20 protein-coding genes are annotated in these 17717 nt (G+C 43.4%); 10 read left to right on the forward strand and 10 right to left on the reverse strand.

The annotated features are described in order from the left end of the window. The first annotated feature begins 16 nt into the window (after positions 1-16). On the forward strand, positions 17-571 hold the full coding sequence (locus FPZ43_RS16035) for a YdeI/OmpD-associated family protein (protein WP_146382948.1): 555 nt from the start codon (positions 17-19) through the stop codon (positions 569-571). On the opposite strand, the gene FPZ43_RS16040 is transcribed toward FPZ43_RS16035, so the two are convergent. Then, positions 572-931, reverse strand: coding sequence for a DUF1493 family protein (locus tag FPZ43_RS16040; RefSeq protein ID WP_186461868.1), 360 nt, complete (start codon positions 929-931; stop codon positions 572-574). It abuts the gene before it with no gap. 65 nt (positions 932-996) lie between these two features. Then, entirely contained in the window at positions 997-1506 is a 510-nt protein-coding gene (locus FPZ43_RS16045) for a GNAT family N-acetyltransferase (protein WP_146382950.1), read from the reverse strand. Positions 1507-1618: 112 nt separating this feature from the next. Here FPZ43_RS16045 and FPZ43_RS16050 point away from each other — a divergent pair, with 112 nt between their 5' ends. Further along, positions 1619-2308 (forward strand): DUF2490 domain-containing protein, encoded by a 690-nt coding sequence (locus FPZ43_RS16050; protein WP_146382951.1) that lies wholly within the window; start codon positions 1619-1621, stop codon positions 2306-2308. 2 nt (positions 2309-2310) lie between these two features. Here FPZ43_RS16050 and FPZ43_RS16055 read toward each other — a convergent pair whose 3' ends face one another. Then, positions 2311-3390, reverse strand: a complete 1080-nt coding sequence (locus FPZ43_RS16055) for an acyltransferase (RefSeq protein ID WP_146382952.1) — start codon at positions 3388-3390, stop codon at positions 2311-2313. A 70-nt stretch (positions 3391-3460) separates the two neighbouring features. On the opposite strand from FPZ43_RS16055, the gene FPZ43_RS16060 reads away from it, so the two are divergent. The 3 genes from FPZ43_RS16060 to FPZ43_RS16070 all read left to right on the forward strand — a co-directional run bounded on the left by FPZ43_RS16060 (position 3461) and on the right by FPZ43_RS16070 (position 5164). Continuing rightward, the gene (locus tag FPZ43_RS16060) at positions 3461-4435 is read left to right on the forward strand and encodes a J domain-containing protein (RefSeq protein ID WP_315897972.1); all 975 of its coding nucleotides are present in this window, start codon (positions 3461-3463) and stop codon (positions 4433-4435) included. Positions 4436-4444: 9 nt separating this feature from the next. After that, positions 4445-4738: a chaperone modulator CbpM gene (locus tag FPZ43_RS16065; protein WP_146382953.1), complete on the forward strand. Its 294-nt coding sequence runs from the start codon at positions 4445-4447 to the stop codon at positions 4736-4738. Between the two features lie 93 nt (positions 4739-4831). Beyond that, complete coding sequence (locus FPZ43_RS16070; RefSeq protein ID WP_146382954.1) at positions 4832-5164, forward strand: virulence factor; 333 nt, start codon at positions 4832-4834, stop codon at positions 5162-5164. Positions 5165-5245: 81 nt separating this feature from the next. Here the strand turns inward: FPZ43_RS16070 and FPZ43_RS16075 are convergent, their stop codons facing one another. Next, a complete protein-coding gene (locus tag FPZ43_RS16075; protein ID WP_146382955.1) occupies positions 5246-5635 on the reverse strand; it encodes a hypothetical protein in 390 nt (129 codons plus the stop codon). Between the two features lie 41 nt (positions 5636-5676). Next, entirely contained in the window at positions 5677-6309 is a 633-nt protein-coding gene (locus FPZ43_RS16080; RefSeq protein WP_146382956.1) for an HAD family hydrolase, read from the reverse strand. A gap of 197 nt (positions 6310-6506) precedes the next feature. On the opposite strand from FPZ43_RS16080, the gene FPZ43_RS16085 reads away from it, so the two are divergent. From FPZ43_RS16085 to FPZ43_RS16095, 3 genes are all read left to right on the forward strand, one after another. Further along, positions 6507-7325, forward strand: coding sequence for a hypothetical protein (locus tag FPZ43_RS16085; protein ID WP_186461869.1), 819 nt, complete (start codon positions 6507-6509; stop codon positions 7323-7325). Positions 7326-7553: 228 nt separating this feature from the next. Next, positions 7554-8438, forward strand: a complete 885-nt coding sequence (locus FPZ43_RS16090) for an AraC family transcriptional regulator (protein ID WP_146382958.1) — start codon at positions 7554-7556, stop codon at positions 8436-8438. Then, entirely contained in the window at positions 8425-8874 is a 450-nt protein-coding gene (locus FPZ43_RS16095; protein WP_146382959.1) for a DUF983 domain-containing protein, read from the forward strand. Before FPZ43_RS16090 ends, FPZ43_RS16095 begins: the two co-directional genes overlap by 14 nt. A gap of 21 nt (positions 8875-8895) precedes the next feature. On the opposite strand, the gene FPZ43_RS16100 is transcribed toward FPZ43_RS16095, so the two are convergent. After that, entirely contained in the window at positions 8896-9252 is a 357-nt protein-coding gene (locus FPZ43_RS16100) for a response regulator transcription factor (protein WP_146382960.1), read from the reverse strand. A 51-nt stretch (positions 9253-9303) separates the two neighbouring features. Beyond that, positions 9304-11928, reverse strand: coding sequence for a PAS domain-containing protein (locus tag FPZ43_RS16105; protein WP_146382961.1), 2625 nt, complete (start codon positions 11926-11928; stop codon positions 9304-9306). Positions 11929-12228: 300 nt separating this feature from the next. On the opposite strand from FPZ43_RS16105, the gene FPZ43_RS16110 reads away from it, so the two are divergent. After that, the gene (locus FPZ43_RS16110) at positions 12229-12993 is read left to right on the forward strand and encodes an enoyl-CoA hydratase/isomerase family protein (protein ID WP_146382962.1); all 765 of its coding nucleotides are present in this window, start codon (positions 12229-12231) and stop codon (positions 12991-12993) included. A 61-nt stretch (positions 12994-13054) separates the two neighbouring features. On the opposite strand, the gene FPZ43_RS16115 is transcribed toward FPZ43_RS16110, so the two are convergent. Together FPZ43_RS16115 and FPZ43_RS16120 are read right to left on the reverse strand one after the other, a co-directional pair. Further along, a complete protein-coding gene (locus FPZ43_RS16115) occupies positions 13055-13378 on the reverse strand; it encodes a hypothetical protein (RefSeq protein WP_146382963.1) in 324 nt (107 codons plus the stop codon). Between the two features lie 2 nt (positions 13379-13380). Next, complete coding sequence (locus FPZ43_RS16120; RefSeq protein WP_146382964.1) at positions 13381-13866, reverse strand: ferritin-like domain-containing protein; 486 nt, start codon at positions 13864-13866, stop codon at positions 13381-13383. Between the two features lie 186 nt (positions 13867-14052). Between FPZ43_RS16120 and FPZ43_RS16125 the strand changes: the two genes are divergently transcribed. Then, the gene (locus FPZ43_RS16125; RefSeq protein ID WP_146382965.1) at positions 14053-14493 is read left to right on the forward strand and encodes a hypothetical protein; all 441 of its coding nucleotides are present in this window, start codon (positions 14053-14055) and stop codon (positions 14491-14493) included. Positions 14494-14642: 149 nt separating this feature from the next. On the opposite strand, the gene FPZ43_RS16130 is transcribed toward FPZ43_RS16125, so the two are convergent. Next, positions 14643-17669, reverse strand: a complete 3027-nt coding sequence (locus tag FPZ43_RS16130; protein WP_146382966.1) for a glycosyltransferase family 117 protein — start codon at positions 17667-17669, stop codon at positions 14643-14645. Between the last annotated feature and the right edge of the window lie 48 nt (positions 17670-17717).

Here is a 17717-nt window from a genome sequence, read left to right on the forward strand (position 1 = left end):
GCGTATATTAGCCTGAATGGAACCGGTATTTTTTGAGAAGCCCGCTAAATTTAGGGAATGGTTGCAGGCCAATCATACCAGCCAAACCGAACTACTGGTGGGCTTTTATAAAACAGGAACAGGCAGGGCAAGTATAACCTGGCCGCAGTCTGTTGATGAAGCCTTGTGCTTTGGCTGGATAGATGGCGTTCGCAGGTCATTGGGACCGGAAAGTTATACCATTCGCTTTACGCCCCGAAAGCCGGGCAGTATCTGGAGCGCTGTTAACATCAATAAAGTTGAGGCGCTTATTAAAAGCGGATTGATGCAACCCGCAGGTTTAGCAGCCTACGCCAAACGCACGGAAGAAAAATCAAGGATTTACAGCTTCGAGAACGAGGCAATGAAATTTAGCGCCCCTTATTTAAAAGCCTTTAAGGTTAATAAAAAGGCATGGGCATTTTTTGAAGCGCAGGCACCCTGGTATAAAAAAACATCGATACACCGGGTGATGACAGCCAAACAGGAAAAAACAAAGGAGAGCCGCCTGCAAGCGCTCATCAAAGCAAGCGAGGAAGGTCGGCGAACGTGATTATAAAAGTTTACCTGTTTGCAGGGCTTCCTGCAATACGGCAACTTTAAGTTTTGGTTTGTAGCACCTTGCCGAAAGCTTTTTAACCCACGGGCGCTGGTAGCCAAATAAATACCTTATAAAGCGCACCCTTGCCGAGCCTTTTGGATATCCGTACTTGTACCAGCTGAATTTGGATTTATCTATTTTAAAATGTTCGGCAAACTCTGCTAAAAACAGTTCTGTTTCAATATCTACAATGTCCAGATCAAGGTCTATGCTGGTGTTGGTATCAATACGTTCGCAATCAACAGCGTTTACTTTGTAACGCTTGCAATAGGTAGTAATAAACTGTTTTAAACGCGGGTTTATTTGCTCCATAAATTGCCTCCTGAGCGTTAAGGGACACATTTATTTTAGCAGCGTTGCATGCTTAAGGCAAATTACTACACATTTTTTTCGAGGATGAACATATCCAGCGGCTGTTTTAGTATGCCAAACTGCTGCGGTATCACCAACGGAATAATCTCGCCGGTTTTTTGATAGCCTCGGCGTTCGTACCAGTTAAGTAATTCGTGTCGGCTGGTAATCACCGTCATGGTGATGGTATTAATGCCTGCTTTAAGCGTGTATTCTTCGGCCGCCGCTATAAGGCGCCTGCCCAGCCCCTTTGCCTGCAATGACGGAGATACAGTGAGCATACCCAGATACATTTTATTGCCGCGTTTTTGCAGATAAACGCAGCCGGTTATTTTACCATCCTCGTCGGTGTTTTTTAAGATAGTGGCTTGCGGGTCGTTCAGTTGGATAGTTAGGTTTTCAATGTCTATCCGTTGCCCGTCTATAAGGTTGGCTTCCGTGGTCCAGCCTTGTTTAGAGCTTTCGCCGCGATATGCGGAGTTTACAAGGTTTACAAGTTCGGGTACATCTGATAGTGTGGCGGGAGAAACTGGCATTTGACAAATGTAAATATTAGCGGAGTAAAAGGTAAACGTTGCAGTTTATTGATGCCTTTTGCTCGAACATAAATGCAGTAGCACAGTTATCTAAATATATCCTTTGCGTTTTATGAGATATTTCGTCCTGTTAATTACGTTTTTAGTGGTCTTCGCAAAAGCAAATGGGCAAACGCAGAACACGGGGTGGTTCTTTTTGAGCCACACGCAAAAGGTCTCGGAAAAGTTTGACATTCGGGCAGATGTGCAAACACGGTCGGCAGATAAGTATGATTATTTTGGCACTTTGCTTTTGCGGGGCGCGCTCAGTTATAATTTAAGTAAGGTACATTCGGTAGCCCTTGGCTATGCTTACAAAGGCGACTGGCTGCATGAGGACGGCAGGAAAACCTACTCGCCCGAAAATAGGATATACCAGCAGTACCTTTACGATTTTAAAGCCGGCAAAACCGAGCTGAATTTACGTGGGAGGCTGGAGCAGCGCTTTGTAAAAGAGGATGGCAAAGTGAGTTTTTCGCAGCGCGCAAGGATATTTATAAGTGCCCAAATTCCGTTGATTGCCAATGCGGATTTTAGCAAGGGCGTTTACACCGGCGTACAAAACGAAATTTTTTTAAACGTGCAAAACAAGGCCAATGTAAACAATAGCGTATTTGATCAAAACCGCGTGTTTGGCTCATTGGGATATCGCTGGAGCAAAAAAATCGACACCGAATTTGGCTACATGTATTGGTATCAAAAAGAAATGGATCAAAACACCAAAACCAATGTTTGGCAATTAATGGTAACCACTAGCTTTTAGCATCAGCCCACTATATACTTATTATACGGCAGATATGATAGCGCCCTGATGAGCAGGTATGTTACAATAAATGTACTAACGGCCAGCACAGGTATCACTACAATGGCATCCAGCAGCCATTTATTTATAAGCGGGTACAACTGGTTAAGTACCAAAATATGCGCCAGGTACATACCATATGTAAGGCCAGACATGCGCGCAAAAAAACCTTCGGCCACGCCATTGCTAAATTTTATTACGCTAAACATCAGGAACAAGCCGGTAGCCATCATGGCTACGTTAATGGTTGGGAAGACCCATGAAAGCTCGAGCTCGGGCAGGTTTTTAGCAATTGGTAACTGGTGCGCAAAAACCCGGTTTGTTATAGCGTAGCCAACTATTACAAGTAAGGCCCCTATTAGCAAACGCCCGCTGTTGCTTAACCTCACATTCTCCTTTAAATAATTGCCCAGCAGCAGGTAGCCAATGTAGCCAGAAAAGTAATAACCGCTGTGGTATTTGTTCCAAAAGGCTTCTCCTAAAACTTCAGGGTAAACGGTTTTAATGTATGGGAAAAACAGTGTAATTATCCAAAGCAATAAAAAGAACTGCTTAAACCGTTTCGAGGCCCCCTGCACCCATGGCGAAAAAATGGGGATGAAAAGGTATAGGCCTATCAGCATATATACAAACCAAAGATGACCCGCATTTTCACTAAAGTTTATGGGTATGGTGTACAAGTTCTTCCACATTTGTTGTTGTGTGTTTGTACCAAGCAGATAGGGTATCAAGGCATACAATACGCTCCACACCAAAAACGGTATAAGCAGCCTTGTAAAGCGTTTTTTGTAAAACACAGATGCTCCCTCGTGCATGGGCAGCAATAAATAGCCGGATATCATCACAAATAGCGGCACGCAGGCCCGCATAAAACTACCGTAGTTATTTACCCAGCGAGCATGCTCACGTATAATGCTGCCGCCTGCACCTATGTAAAAAAATTCGCCGCTGTGTACCATCAATACCATAAAGCAGGCAAAAATTCGAAGCAGATTAAGGTAGCCTGTAGGGCTGGGTTTAAAGGCAACAGGGGGTGCGGGCATGGATCTTTTAAAAGTTTTGTAATTTATGTAATTGCATGGTAAATGTGGCCGCAAAATAAAACTTAGCTTTATGTTATTAGTTTTAATGATATCATTTATAGCTATGGCATTTATTGATTATTACAAAGTATTAGGCATTGATAAAAATGCCACCGATAAGGAAATAAAGAATGCTTACCGCAAAATGGCGCGTAAGTATCATCCGGATCTTAACCAAAATGATACCGAGGCCGAGCGCCTTTTTAAACAGGCAAATGAGGCCAACGAGGTGCTAAGCGATCCCGAAAAGCGGAAGAAGTACGATAAATATGGCGAAAACTGGCAGCACGGAGATGCTTATGAGCAGCAGGCACGGCAGCAAAGCCAGCAGCGCAGCTACGGCGGTGGCGGTGGTTTTGGTGGTGGCCAGGATTTTGGCGGCTTTGATTTTGGTGGTGGCAGCGGCGGCGACTTCTCCGATTTCTTTAACTCAATGTTTGGCGGCGGGCCTCCGGGCAGCGGGTCGGGCGGGGGCAGGCAATCGCAGCGTTACCGCGGGCAGGATTTAAATGCCACGCTGCAGCTGAACCTGCGCGATATTATGGAAAGCAAGAAGCAAACCATAACCGTTAACGGCAAAAACATCAGGCTTACCATACCTGCCGGTGTTGCAAACGGGCAAACCATAAAAATAGCAGGTCATGGCGGGGCAGGAAGTAATGGATCGCCGGCGGGCGATTTGTACATCGAGTTTTCGGTGCCCGAAGATGCCGAATTTAAACGCGTTGGCAACGACCTCTATAAAAACGTCGATATTGACATTTATACTGCAGTTTTGGGCGGAGATATTACTGCAGATACGCTAACCGGAAAAGTTAAGCTTAAAGTTGCACCGGGCACACAAAACAACACCAAGGTGAAGCTTAAAGGTAAAGGTGTGGCATTGTATAAAAAGGATGGGCAATTTGGCGACTTATACCTAACCTATAATGTACAGGTGCCAACTAACCTGAGCGATAAGCAAAAACAACTGTTTGAGGAGCTGGCCAAGTTTGACAATCAATAACACCTATTTATGAAAACTGAAAGCTTAATTACCGTTGATGACTTTTGCGTGTATCATAATATTCAATATACCTTTATTGACAGCCTTGCTGATGAGGGTTTGATAACCATAGTGCGGGTAGATCAATTGAACTGCATCCCGGTTGATGAAATACAAAAGCTGGAGCGGCTTGTGCGCCTGCATAATGAGTTAGAAATAAACGAGCCCGGCGTAATTACCATCAATAATTTATTGCAAAAAATAGATGACATGACACAGGAAATGAGCGATTTAAAGTCACGACTGCGGTTGTATGAACATTGATATTCTTTAAAGTGGTGAAGTTTTGTTAAACCTTGGCATCAATATGGTGTCAGAGCTATATAGAAACACAATTGGTAACTAAACTTAATAACCATGAAACTGATTAAAATTTCGATTATAGCACTTGTTCTTACCTTTTCAATGCAGCTGGCCAAGGCCCAGGTTTCTGTAGGTATTGGTGTTAATATCGGCCGCCCTGTGTATGGTGGCCCCGTAGTTGTGCGTGATTACGACGATTACCCGGTTTACCGTACTTACCCACGCCGGGTGGTTTATTACGATCGCCCTGCTTATCGTGTATATCCACGTAGGGTATATTACAGATCTTCATTTTATGGCAGGCCAAACTATCGCCCGGTTTACTACCGCGGCCCGGGCAGAGGTCATGGTTTTGGGCACGGTCGCGGCCATGGCAGGCACTGGTAATATAATTATCAGTATATTATAACAAAACAGGCGCATCATTTGATGCGCCTGTTTTGTTATGTGAAAGTATCTAATTGTTTATCAGGGTGCTGTTGGCGTAACCGGCGTAGCCGACATTACACTGTCGACAACAAACTTGCTTACGCCGCGCCATGGCAGGGTGTGCAGGTATTCCTTATAATGCAGTTCGAGCATTGCACCTGCGCTATGGTTAAGTTTATCGGCAACCTTATCATCCGTTACCGAAAACATAAACTCGTTTGATGAGATGTTGCCCTGCGTTTGCGAGCGTATACCGGTTTGAATGAGCCTGCCCTCATAGGTTTTAAACATGTAACCCTTTTTTACAAAATAGTTCATGGTGCCGGCTTTGGTGCCTTCGCCAAAAACAAAGTAGTAGCGGTAGTAAAAAATACCACCTAGTACTATTAAAACTACTAATACCAAAATGGTAACTATACGTTTGTTCATGTCAGCTTTGCGTTGTTATGATAGGCTAACACGCAAGGCAATTATAAGTTTACAAAATAGTTGGTAAGTGATGTAAAATCATCAAATTTTAAGTCGTAGTCAGCAGTGGTTCCAAAACCATAACTTACAAATACAAAGGGTATTCCCGCCAGGCGTGTTTGCTCTCCATCGCCTGCTGTATCACCAATGTAGTAAGGGTGTGTAAGCTTATGCTTGTGGGTAAGCAGTTTTATATTGTGATGCTTGGGCATAAAGTTTACGCCGTAGGCCAACTCATCGGTAATGTACTGTTCAATACCGGCCCATTTTATAAATTGCTGTATTATGCCTTTGGCGCAATTGCTCAGTATAAAAACCTTGTACTTTTGGGCTAGTAGGGGTAACCCTTCCCTAACGCCGTCATATAAAATGCCGCCCATGTCGCCAATAAGCAGGTGTCGCCTGTCGTTCACGGTAGCATAAATATCAAGGCGTTTTTGTTGGTCAAATTCAGGCATCAACGTTTCAATAACCTTTTTGCCTTCCCAGCCTACCATTGGCGCAATTACACTTCGGTCGATATGTTTTTCTATCCCCATTTCCTGGAATACAACATTCCATGAGTGGGCATACGTATCAACGGCATCCCAAAGGGTACCATCCATATCGAAAATAAGGCTATCGGGTTTTTGCATACTTAATTTACTAATGCCGTGAAATTAATAAGTTGATATGGGTTTGGCAGTAATTATTTCAAAGAATATACAAGTGCTATGGCGTATTCTTAAAATTAGTACGTTGAATATATCTCGCGAGTATTAAAGTATCATGTCAATCATAGATAGCTGAAAGTTCAAATGTTTTAATATTTTAGCTTAAGTAACTATCTTATATGGCTCCAAACTTATTTCGAGTGTGTTTGCTTTGCTTGTTTGCTGTGATCTTAAGCGTGCCAGTGTTAGCGCAAGAAAAAGATATTTATGTTGAACCTAAGCTGGTTAACGACAAAGGCATAAACCCCTTCAATTACGACAATAAAGTTTTTGTTGACAACAAGACCTACGTATTTGATTATTTTATTGTAAAAGGTAATGACACCCTTAAATATGCAATTGTACCACAAGCAGACGGAACCAAAACGTGGAAGTATGTGCCCCAGAATGATAAGGACAGCAATACGGTTAGTTACCTTGGCATAAAAACATTAGGAAAAATTGGCCCAATTGTGATGGAAAACCCTAATTACAAGCAAACGGAAGTGTTTCTTTATCATTACAACGCCAAACTTAAGCCTTTAGAGACCGAACTAACCGGTGTTATCGAGAACAAGGCTAATGTTTGGTTACATCCATTTAGGTTCCATGCGTTGGAGATACTGCAGCTGTCACCTTTTCCTTATATCAAGCTCCCGGTCAGAGTGGGCTCTACTTATCTTTGGAATCTGGACATAGGCGAAAAATGGCCCGAATTCAGGGCTTTTGATTGGAAGGGAAAGCTTACGCTTAATTGCAAATATGTTGTAAAAGGTACAGAGAAACTTGCCCTGCCTATTAGGACTATACAAGCAACTAAAGTTGAAGGTATTGCTGAAACTGCCAGTGGGCAAAGTTCCTTAATATCGTATTATAACAAACAATTTGGCTTTGTGAAACTGGTGTATAAAAACTTAGATGGATCAACTATTACCATGACGCTTAAAAAGGTTGATTAGATGCTTTCAACTCGCTTAGTTTAGCTTTTATAAATCTATAAATTAGCATATTTTTTTCCTGCGTGCATTAAAGACAATTGTCAAATACGTCTGTAAGGCAATTGTATTCACTACCAGCAAGCTTTAACCACGCTCTAAATAATATATTAGGGTAAAATCAGTAAAAAGTACCACAACATCATTGTAGGATACCATTGCGCTAAATCATTATAGGGTATCTTTGTATTAATGAAACGAGCATTCCCGGTTTATGATATTTGCGCATTGAGCGACGACCAACAGCACGATTTGCTGGTTAGCCGCTTTGCACCTTACCTGCAAAAGCATCAAAACCTGAGTTTGCCGCATAAACACACGTTTTACCACGTAGTGTATTTTACCAAGGGTGGGGGCAGTCATGCTATCGATTTTAAAAATTTTGCAGTCGTACCAAACCAGATTTATTTTATGGCCCCGGGCCAGGTACACCGCTGGAATTTTGAGGGCGAGGTAGATGGGTACATCATTAATTTTTCCGAGTCTTTTTTTCGTTCGTTTTTACTGAGGCCCGATTACCTCGACACGTTTCCATTTTTTACAGGGAATATCGATGATGAGGTTATAAACCTGCCCGCAGATATGCAGGCTGATGTGACCGGCATATTTGAACAACTCATTAAAGAAAGCAGCCGTAACGGCAAATTGAGCCTGGATATGATGAGGGTTTTGATGATTCAACTGTTTATTGCTACCGCAAGGCAAAGCCCTAACAGCAGCAGAGTTACCGCCCCGAATTACAATTATACTTTGCTGCAAAATTTCAGGAAGCTGGTAGATGAGCATTATATCACATTAAAACTGCCAAAAGATTATGCGGCTTTGCTGTACATCACCCCGAACCATTTAAATGCGCTTTGTAATGATATGCTGGGTATGCCGGCCGGCGAGCTAATCCGCGAGCGTGTTATACTTGAGGCTAAACGGGCGTTAGTAAACCTGGAACTAAGCATTACGCAAATTGCCGGTAAGTTAAACTTTAGCGACAACTCGTACTTTACCAAATTTTTTAAGAAATACGCTGGTTTAACACCCGAAGAATTCAGACATAATAACTTAAACAATGGAAACCAATAATATAAAACCGTTTAAAAATATTTCGGCATGGCAGGGTATAGCAACATCCAAATGCCCCAGGTGCCGAAGGGGGCCTATCTTTGCTACGGGACCATACAGTTTTGGCGGGCAAAAAATGTATGAGCGCTGTTCGCACTGCGGCCTCACTTATGAGCGTGAACCGGGCTACTGGTATGTGGCCATGTTCGTGAGTTATGCCCTTAACGTAGCCGAGATGGTAACCTGTGCAGTAGCCATAAGCGTACTTACAGGTTCTAAATCGCCGTGGTTATACACCGGCGTTATATTAGGTGCAGTATTTTTGCTGTCGCCGTTTAATTACCGGTATTCGCGGGTGTTGTTACTTTACTGGCTTACACCAGGGCTAAACTACGAGGCATGGCGGGCCGAGGCTCCCCCCGTTGATTCCAAGCTACCAAATAATTTAAAGGATTAATATTAAACATGACAGAAGCGCTTACCCAATAAGCGCTTCTATTTTTTTAAGCAATTCATCCATCTCAAATGGCTTAGCTAAAAAATCATCAGCACCGGCTTCCATAGCCGATGATTTAATATCCCGGCTTGCCGAGATCATAATTATAGGCAAGCTGCTGGTTGTATCCTGGGCTTTTAATTGTTTGCATATATCGCGTCCGTCCTCGCCACTCATCCAAATGTCAAGCAGCAACAGATCAGGTAATTGGTCCAGTTGAAAAACCGTTGCACCACTTACGGTAGTAGCAACATCGTAACCTTCAAATTCAAGCAGCATCTCCACAGCGTCCACAATCCCCGGATCATCGTCCGCTATCATTATCTTTTTATTTCTCATTTCAAGTATAGCCGTATTGCACGGCCATTAACATTACATATATCTTATAAACTAATCATCCGCTACTACCGGTAAGGAGAAGCAAAAAGTAGACCCTTTGCCCTCAACGCTATTTACCCACATTTTACCGCCCTCGCGCCTTATTATCTCGTTAGAGATGTATAACCCTAACCCCAAACCGGGGAAAGTATGTTGCTTGGTACCACTTACCCGGTAAAATTGTTCAAACACTTTATTCAACTTATCGCCGGGTATGCCAATGCCAAAATCCTGCACACTTAACAAAATCTCGTTGCCGCTGCGCCTCGTGCTCAAAACTATGCGATTTGCGTGGGGCGAATACTTTACAGCATTACTAATCAAATTGGTTATAACCTGGCCAATTCTGTCTTTATCCGCGTAAATGTAACCTGCATCTTCAGCAAAATCCATCACAAAAATATGCTTGTTGGTGGTGTGCTGTAAATCGTGTGCGGTTTCCTGTACGGCGGTATTGAAATCGAACTTTATTTTATTAAACTGTATTTTACCCGAATTTATTTTGGTGACATCTAATAAATCTCCAATAAGATTGGTTAATCGGTTAATTTGATTGTCCATTTTGGCAACCATTGCTGCCTTTTTATCCTCGCCCTCGCGGCTTAGCATGGCCTCCAAAACCTGCGTATAGGCCTTAATGCTTGTTACCGGCGTTTTTAATTCATGACTGGCAATCCCTAAAAAGTCATCTTTTTGCCGTTGTAATTGCTTTTGCTCGTCAATATCAGTATTGGTGCCAAACCATTTTACAAGTTTCCCTTCGCTAATAAATGGCAAGGCGCGCGATAGGTGCCACTTATAGTTACCGTTTGCATCAATCAGCCGGAATTCATATTGATAGTCGCTGCCACTTTCAATTGCAGCTGTCCATCGTTGCAGGCAGCCTTCCCGGTCTTCAGGATGGATATTGTTGAGCCAATCCGGCCCGAGAATTTGTTCAACAGGCTGGCCAAAAAAATCAATTGCCTGTTGGTTTACATAATCAATTTCGCCGGTTGGTTTTGCAGTCCATAGTTGTACCGGCATGAAGTCGGTTACAAACTCAAATTGCTTTATCTGGTCGTTAAGTGCACTGTTTTTAAGTTGCAGTTCAATGTCAATTTTTATGGTTTCGGTAACATCGGTACATGCCCCTACATAGCCAATAAGGCGGCCATCCTTATCATGCTGGGGTACGCCTGTTGCCTGGCACCAGCGTATGTCACCGTTAATATGCCTTATCCTAAACTCGGCCTCATACGGACGATGAGCCCTAAGATCCATTAAAAACTTTTGCCCTGCCCATTCGCGGTCCTCCGGTAATATACAGCTGAGCCAGCCTGTGCCCATGGTTTCATGGTTGGGCTGGCCGGTCCAGTCTTGCCAGGTTTTATTAGCATAGGTTATAAGGCCTTTGTTATCGGCCATCCAAAGGGCAGTAGGGGCGGCGCTTGTAATGGTTTGCAGCAGGCGTTCACTATCAACAAGCGCCTGTTTACTTGCCAGCTCCTGGCTTATATCACGGGCAATGGTTGCCCTGCCCACTTTTTTACCCGCATCATCTTTAATTGCAATTGTAGTGGCGCTTACAGGAATAGCCTGGCCGGTTTCAAAGTGCCGGTATAAAAAATCTCCAGACCATATACCTTTTTCAAGTAGCGTTTGGCGTACACCCGCCAGGCGGGGCGCCTCTTCAGGCATTACAAAGTGTGAGTTGTGCTTGCCAATATCACTTTCCTGAAGCCCCAACATGCGCCTGCCAGCTGCGTTAATGTAAGTTACAAAACCATTAACATCCGACAGGCTTATAAACTCCGAGGTGGCATCTATCAGCATAAGCAGCCTTTGTTGCTCCGTTTTGCTGTTTACTTCGTCAGAAATGTCAAGAGCCGTACCTGCAAAGCGTATGCAGTTGCCAAGATCATCAAAATAAGCTTTACCTCTGCATCTAAGCCAGCGTGTAAGGCCGTCTTGCGCTCCAATGGTTCTAAACTCAACATCGTAATTGCCCCCGCTACTTGGCGAGAGCGCATTTTTTACAGCGGTATCAACTACTGCTCTGTCATAAGGGTGGATATGTTTCAGCACATCGTTGTAGTGCACTTCGGCATCGGTGTCGTCAAAGCCGTAAAGCATTTTACAGCGTTTGTCCCAGGTTACTATTTCGGCAACCGGGTCAAGATCCCAGGTACCCAATTGGGCCGATTCAAGCGCAAAGCGTGTGCGTTCTTCACTTTCCTGCAGCTTTTGCCTTGATATCATCAATTCCGTAACGTCCGTTGCGGTGTTCAGGATACCCCAAACTTTGCCCTCATTGTCCGTAAGCGGCGTATAATTAAAGTTGAAGTAAAAGTCTTGCAGCCGACCGTCAACAAAAAGCTTCACAGGTGCTTCATCGGCAGCGTAAGGCTCGCCGGTACGGTAAACGTTGTAAAGGATATCCATAAAGGGCTGCCCGTCCATTTCGGGCAGTGCCTCGATAAATGTTTTGCCCAATACCGATTCATCTTTATCCCAAACTTTAAGGATGGCTTTATTTACCAGGGTTACGGTAATATCCGGGCCAACGTAAAGCCCCATTGGTTGCGGCGATGCGTCTACCAATACCCTGAAAATATTTTCTTTACGAAGGTATTCCTGGTAATTTGTACTATCCATAAATGAAGCAGAAATGAGCAGACAACACTATAACCGAACTGTAATTACATAGGATTAATGTCCACAAATGTAAGTGTCGGTTTAATCTGCATCTAAAGCATTAATGTAAAACTGTTAAAATGGTTTTGATGTATTTACAATACACTTGTTTTGCAAATTTAAAATTTAACCCATTGTAACGGTAAAGCTTTTGAAAGTTTGCTATTTGCTTATATGGTAAACATAGCAGATATTACAACAATTAAACCTTGCCGCGCAATGTTAACGATGTTTAAGCTCGGCTTCAAGTACTAATTAATTATGAATGATAACGGAGAGGTAAACCTGGTTTACAACGGCGGAATTGCGACTATAACATTTGGCCACCCTGCGCAAAATGCACTGCCATCCCACCTGCTTATGCAACTAAGCGCGGCTATTGAAGAGGCTGGTAGCGATACAGACACACGCGTAATTATTATCCAGAGCGCTGGCGAGCGTACATTTTGTGCAGGCGCAAGTTTTAACGAATTGCTTAAGATAGCGGATGAGGATACAGGTACACGTTTTTTTTCGGGTTTTGCCAACGTAATTAATGCCTGCCGCAAGGCTGATAAGATAATTATAGCAAAGGTACAGGGTAAAGCTGTTGGCGGCGGAGTTGGCATTGCTGCCGCAGCAGATTATTGCTTTGCTACCGAACATGCAGCTGTAAAATTGAGTGAGCTGACCATCGGCATTGGTCCTTTTGTTATTGCGCCCGCAGTTCAACGCAAAATAGGACTACCGGCCTTTACCCAACTAAGCTTGCAAGCAGGCATTTTCCAATCGGCCGAATGGGCAAAAGAAAACGGATTGTACAATGAAGTATATGAGGATGCCACTACAATGGACGATGCCATTAAGCAATTGGCGGAACAACTGGCAAACTACAATCCGGAAGCAATTACATCTCTAAAACGTATATTATGGGAGGGTACCGAGCATTGGGATACCTTGCTTGCCGAGCGCGCGGCCATCAGCGGTAAACTGGTTTTATCGGAGTTTACACAGAAAGCGTTGAGGGCTTTTTTAAGTAAAGCTTAAAGTTATTAAACAGGAAAGACGCGGCACTGCTGCGTCTTTCCTGTTTAATAACCTGATAGGCCTAAAACAAAGCATCTGCCTTGCCTGAGTTTGGAATCTCGATCTTACCTAAATTATATTGACGGTTGTCGGTCGAATCGTTGCCACGGATGCGCCCATTGTTGAATAGGTCTTCCAACACAATTTGGGCATCTTGTTGATGCTGCTCGGCAGAAATTTCTGGCTCAAGTTCATTCAGCTTTACACCAACTTGTTTTGCTGTGGCATATTCAAGGTCGGCCAGGGCATAAACTATTTTATTTTGCAGGGTATCGGCCTTATCGTACTTATATGGCACGTGCAAGGGGCCATATTCCTTTAAAAAATCCTGATCGGGGCTGTCCATAATTAGTTCTCCTGTTTTTGTGTAGCTAATGAATCGCGAAGGGCCTTTATTGCATCATGAGCTATTTTAAGGCCACTCATGTGGCTGTTTAATAACGCTAAGACCTTCTCGTCTTCCCAAATAAGTTCTTTATCGTCCAGTGCTTTACGGTATGCGGCTTTGGCAACGTCTTCGCCGTATTCACATTCTGAGAGCACAGCATGATCATCCTTTTTGCCAAAGGCTGATTTAACATCCATCCAGGCATGATATACTTTACCCGACAGTGTAGTGCCATCTGCAGGAGAGCCTCCAAGTTTGTGTATGTAGTCGTTAAGTTCGTTTACGTAGCCGGCGCTTTGGTCTGCGTAGCCTGCAAATATTGATTTAAGCGGCTCGTCTGTTGTTCCTTCAATTGCCTTTTTATAGCCGGCAATACGATCGTTGTTGATCTTGATGAGATCGTTGAGTGCCGAAATCTGGTGCTGTATGTGTTGTAATGTTCCCATTGTAGTGTTTTTTTAGAAAATGTAAAAGGCAATTATCAGGCCATTGTACCGCGCCGGTTAAACAACAAAAAATTACTTTCATTATCCTAATCATGCACGAAATCAAGTTAATCCGCTACTAAAATACATTTATCTTAAATTAAAATGCTATCATTGATTAACTACAAACACTAAAAATTTAAACCAATGAAGCTAAAAGTTTTGACCCCAACTGCTGCTGTACTGTTTCTGTTAAGCGCATTTACGCCCTTTTCTTTCGCAGAGAAAGATCTTATAGGAACCTGGAAGATTGATGACGGAAGTATTGGTAAGGTTGTTAAGCGTGTAATAGAGAAAACTGTTGAAGCCAATCCTGAAGCGGCCGATCAAATTGAAGAGCACAAAGATGAAATTGCTCAAAGGATAAAAGGCGTAAGACTTAATGTAAAAGCCGATCATACCTATGAGTCGATTTCGCCTGCCGGCACTAACCCGGGCACCTGGAAATATCTGGATGCTGAAAAAGCCGTTGAGTTTACCAAAAAGGATGGTACCAAGCGTAAGGATATTTTACTCGAACTAAGCCCCACCCGTCTTAAAATGGTTAACACCGAGCTAAAGGATACTATTCTGTATGTGCATCCGTAGTTTTATGACTCTTAAAATGTAGCGTATATTCTGCACTTGTCAAAGACCTGACCAGTCATGTCATTGCGAGGAGCGCAGCGACGTGGCAACCTCTTAGCATTTACTAGCTATGCGAAGAGATTGCCATGCTATTGCTCTCAATGACATGATTATTCCCCATCCTGCTTACTTATTACGCCGGCAAACTTGCTTTGGTATTCTTTAAGCTGAGCATGTAATTTATTGCCTATAGCCGTTTGCCCTGCGGTTTTAGCAAACCCGCCCAGGTCGTTAAGCACCTGGAGGCTTATCTGCACGTCGCGCAGGTTAAGGTTGTTTCCGCTGTTTTTCAGCTGATTATAGTTAAATTTAAGCTGGTCGATAACGTAATCATCAACATTGTTCGCCATTTTATTACCAAGAGCAATGTCGCCTAACTGATAAGCTTTTTGAGCCAGAAACATGCGCCTGCCTGCAATATCAATATATGGGTAAATGTATGACAGTTCGTCGTCACATTTGTGTAGTACTTTAATGGCCATATCGCGGTGGCCCTCTAACTGCAAATCGCGTGTAAGGTCAAGGAATGTTGTAAGCAGCACCGGGTAAAACATATTGGTCGACTCGTGATCAAGGAAACGGGCTGTTTTAAAATTGCCGTACTTAAATTTATTCATCACGTTATCATACATAACCATGCTGTTGGTTTTGCTGTACTGGTTTGCTTCGGCAGTATCAGGCTTAAACGGTATAAGTCTGTAGGTAAAACCTTCTTTGTACAGGTATTGCTGCAGGCCGGCAAGGTTACTGTTACCGATGGTGGTTGTAAAACAGATAGGCCTTTTCCAGTTGTTGTGCGCGAGGATGTCCATAACCGCCAAATCATCCTTGGTTACATAATTTGAATTGTATGACCATTGCAGCGTTTCGGCAAGCCTGTCTTTCTGGTTAGGCGCAATTACACCGTTCTTAAGCACATCGGCAGCATTAACCGTCATCTTAAAATTTTTGGTTGGCAAGTAATTAACCATGTCGCCGCCCTGGTTTTGTGTCTGCACATTTTTATCGTCAGACGTGATAAAATCAAAAATCTCCTTAAGCTCTACAGGGCCCTGTATCTTGGCATCCTGGTAGTAAATCACATCACGCACACCTTCCTGATACTTGCTATACGGCAATGTTATAGGCAGCGGTGCGCTTTGGTTCATTTGTTTTTGCATCTGACGTATATACCAGTCGCCGCTAAACAAGCTCAAGTTAACGATGCGCACATCAGGGCGTATGTTTTCTACTTCCTGATCATACCAAAGTGAGTATGTATCATTATCACCATAGGTAAATAAGATAGCGTTTGGCGGGCACGACATCAGGTAATTATAAGCCATATCATGCGCTGTGCGTTTGGTCGATCTGTCATGCGCAGGCCATTCTTTAATGGCCATCAAAGCAGGGGCAAGCAGCAGGCAAACAGCGGTTGACACATATGCAGCCGTGCGGGCATTTAGTTTTTTTGCCAGCATATCTGCAAGGGCAATTACTGCAAGGCCAATCCAAATGGCAAATGCGTAAAACGAACCAACATACGAGTAGTCGCGTTCACGTGGTTGCACGGACGGTTGATTTACGTAAAGCACTACAGCCAGGCCGGTAAAAAACCACAGCAGAGTTACAATTAATGCGTCTCGTTTGTTGTGCTGAAAATGGAATATTAAGCCAAGTAGACCAATAATAAAAGGCAGGGCGTAAAGCGGCGTGTATGATGGATCATTCAACACCGATTGCGGCAGGTTATTGCTGTTGTCGGTTAAGCCTGTTGTCCAGTTGCCGTCAATGCCTGCAGTGTTGGTTTGGCCATCCTCATCGTTATAGCGGCCAACAAAGTTCCACAAAAAGTAGCGGGCATACATTTGGTACACTTGCCAGCTCATCATCCACTTAATATTGTCTACAAAGTTTGGTGACTGGTCCTCATTCATGTTAAGCCAGCCACGGTAAAATTGCACGTCAGACGGGTCGGTGCTGTACATGCGGGGCAGCAGTGTGGTATGGTCATAAACATAGCTGCTTTTATGGCCGGCTATTTCATACTTTTTATCTCCTTTGCGGTATATGGGTCCGCCATCTTTAATATCGATAGGTTTGGCATCAAAATATTGGCCGCTAAGCAATGGGTTTTCGCCGTATTGTATACGGTTAAGGTAACCATACAGGATAAAGGCATTATCCGGATGCGAGTTGTTCAGGTTGGTGTTTGCCGTTGCCCTGATAGGGATGTAGGCGAACGAGCCATAACCAAAATAAATAAAGGCAATACAAACCAGCGCAAGATTAAGCAAAGGTTTCTTTTTGCGGATACTGTAAATAATGCCTGCAACTAATCCTGCAAAAAGCAATATCAAAAATACAAATGCCCCGGTATTGAAGCCGAAGCCAAGCGTATTGACAAAAAACAGATCGGCATATGCGGCAAACTTTACCGTGTAGCCACGTATACCGTATTGCACAAACCCTAAGATTCCAATGCTGATAAAAAAGGCTATCCACGCGCCTTTTGCATTAGTGTTTTTATACCTGCGGAAATAATACACCAACCCAATTGCCGGGATGGTTAATAAATTGAGCAGATGAATACCGATTGATAACCCCATTACATAAGCGATGAACACAATCCATTTATCGGCACCAGGTTCATCGGCATGGGCTTCCCACTTTAATATGGCCCAAAAAACTACGGCAATACACAACGACGACATAGCAAAAACGATGGTTTCGACAGCCGAAAACCAAAAGCTATCAGTATAGGCATAAGCCAAAGCGCCAACCAAACCGGCACCCATGATAAGTACAGTCTGGGTTTTATCGATAATGCGGCCCTGCTTTAGCAATGTTTTTTTAGCCAGGGCGGTAATTGTCCAAAACAGGAACATGATGGTGGCACCACTTGCCAGCGCACACATCATATTGGTAAAATACGGCACTTTGGTATTATCGCCGAATGATAACAGCGAGAACACTTTGCCCAACATTGCGAACAGCGGGTAACCCGGTTGGTGCGATACCTGCAAGCGGTAGGCGCATGATATAAATTCGCCGCAGTCCCAAAAGCTAACAGTAGGTTCGAGGGTTAAAATGTAGCTTGCCGAAGCGATGGTAAAGCAAAGCCAGCCAAAAAGGTTGTTGAGTTTAGAATATTGCATAATATGATAAGCGAGGCAAATATCAGTAAATTTATAAGCTTATGGCTT

This window comes from Mucilaginibacter pallidiroseus (assembly GCF_007846085.1).
Classification (GTDB): Bacteria; Bacteroidota; Bacteroidia; order Sphingobacteriales; family Sphingobacteriaceae; genus Mucilaginibacter; species Mucilaginibacter pallidiroseus.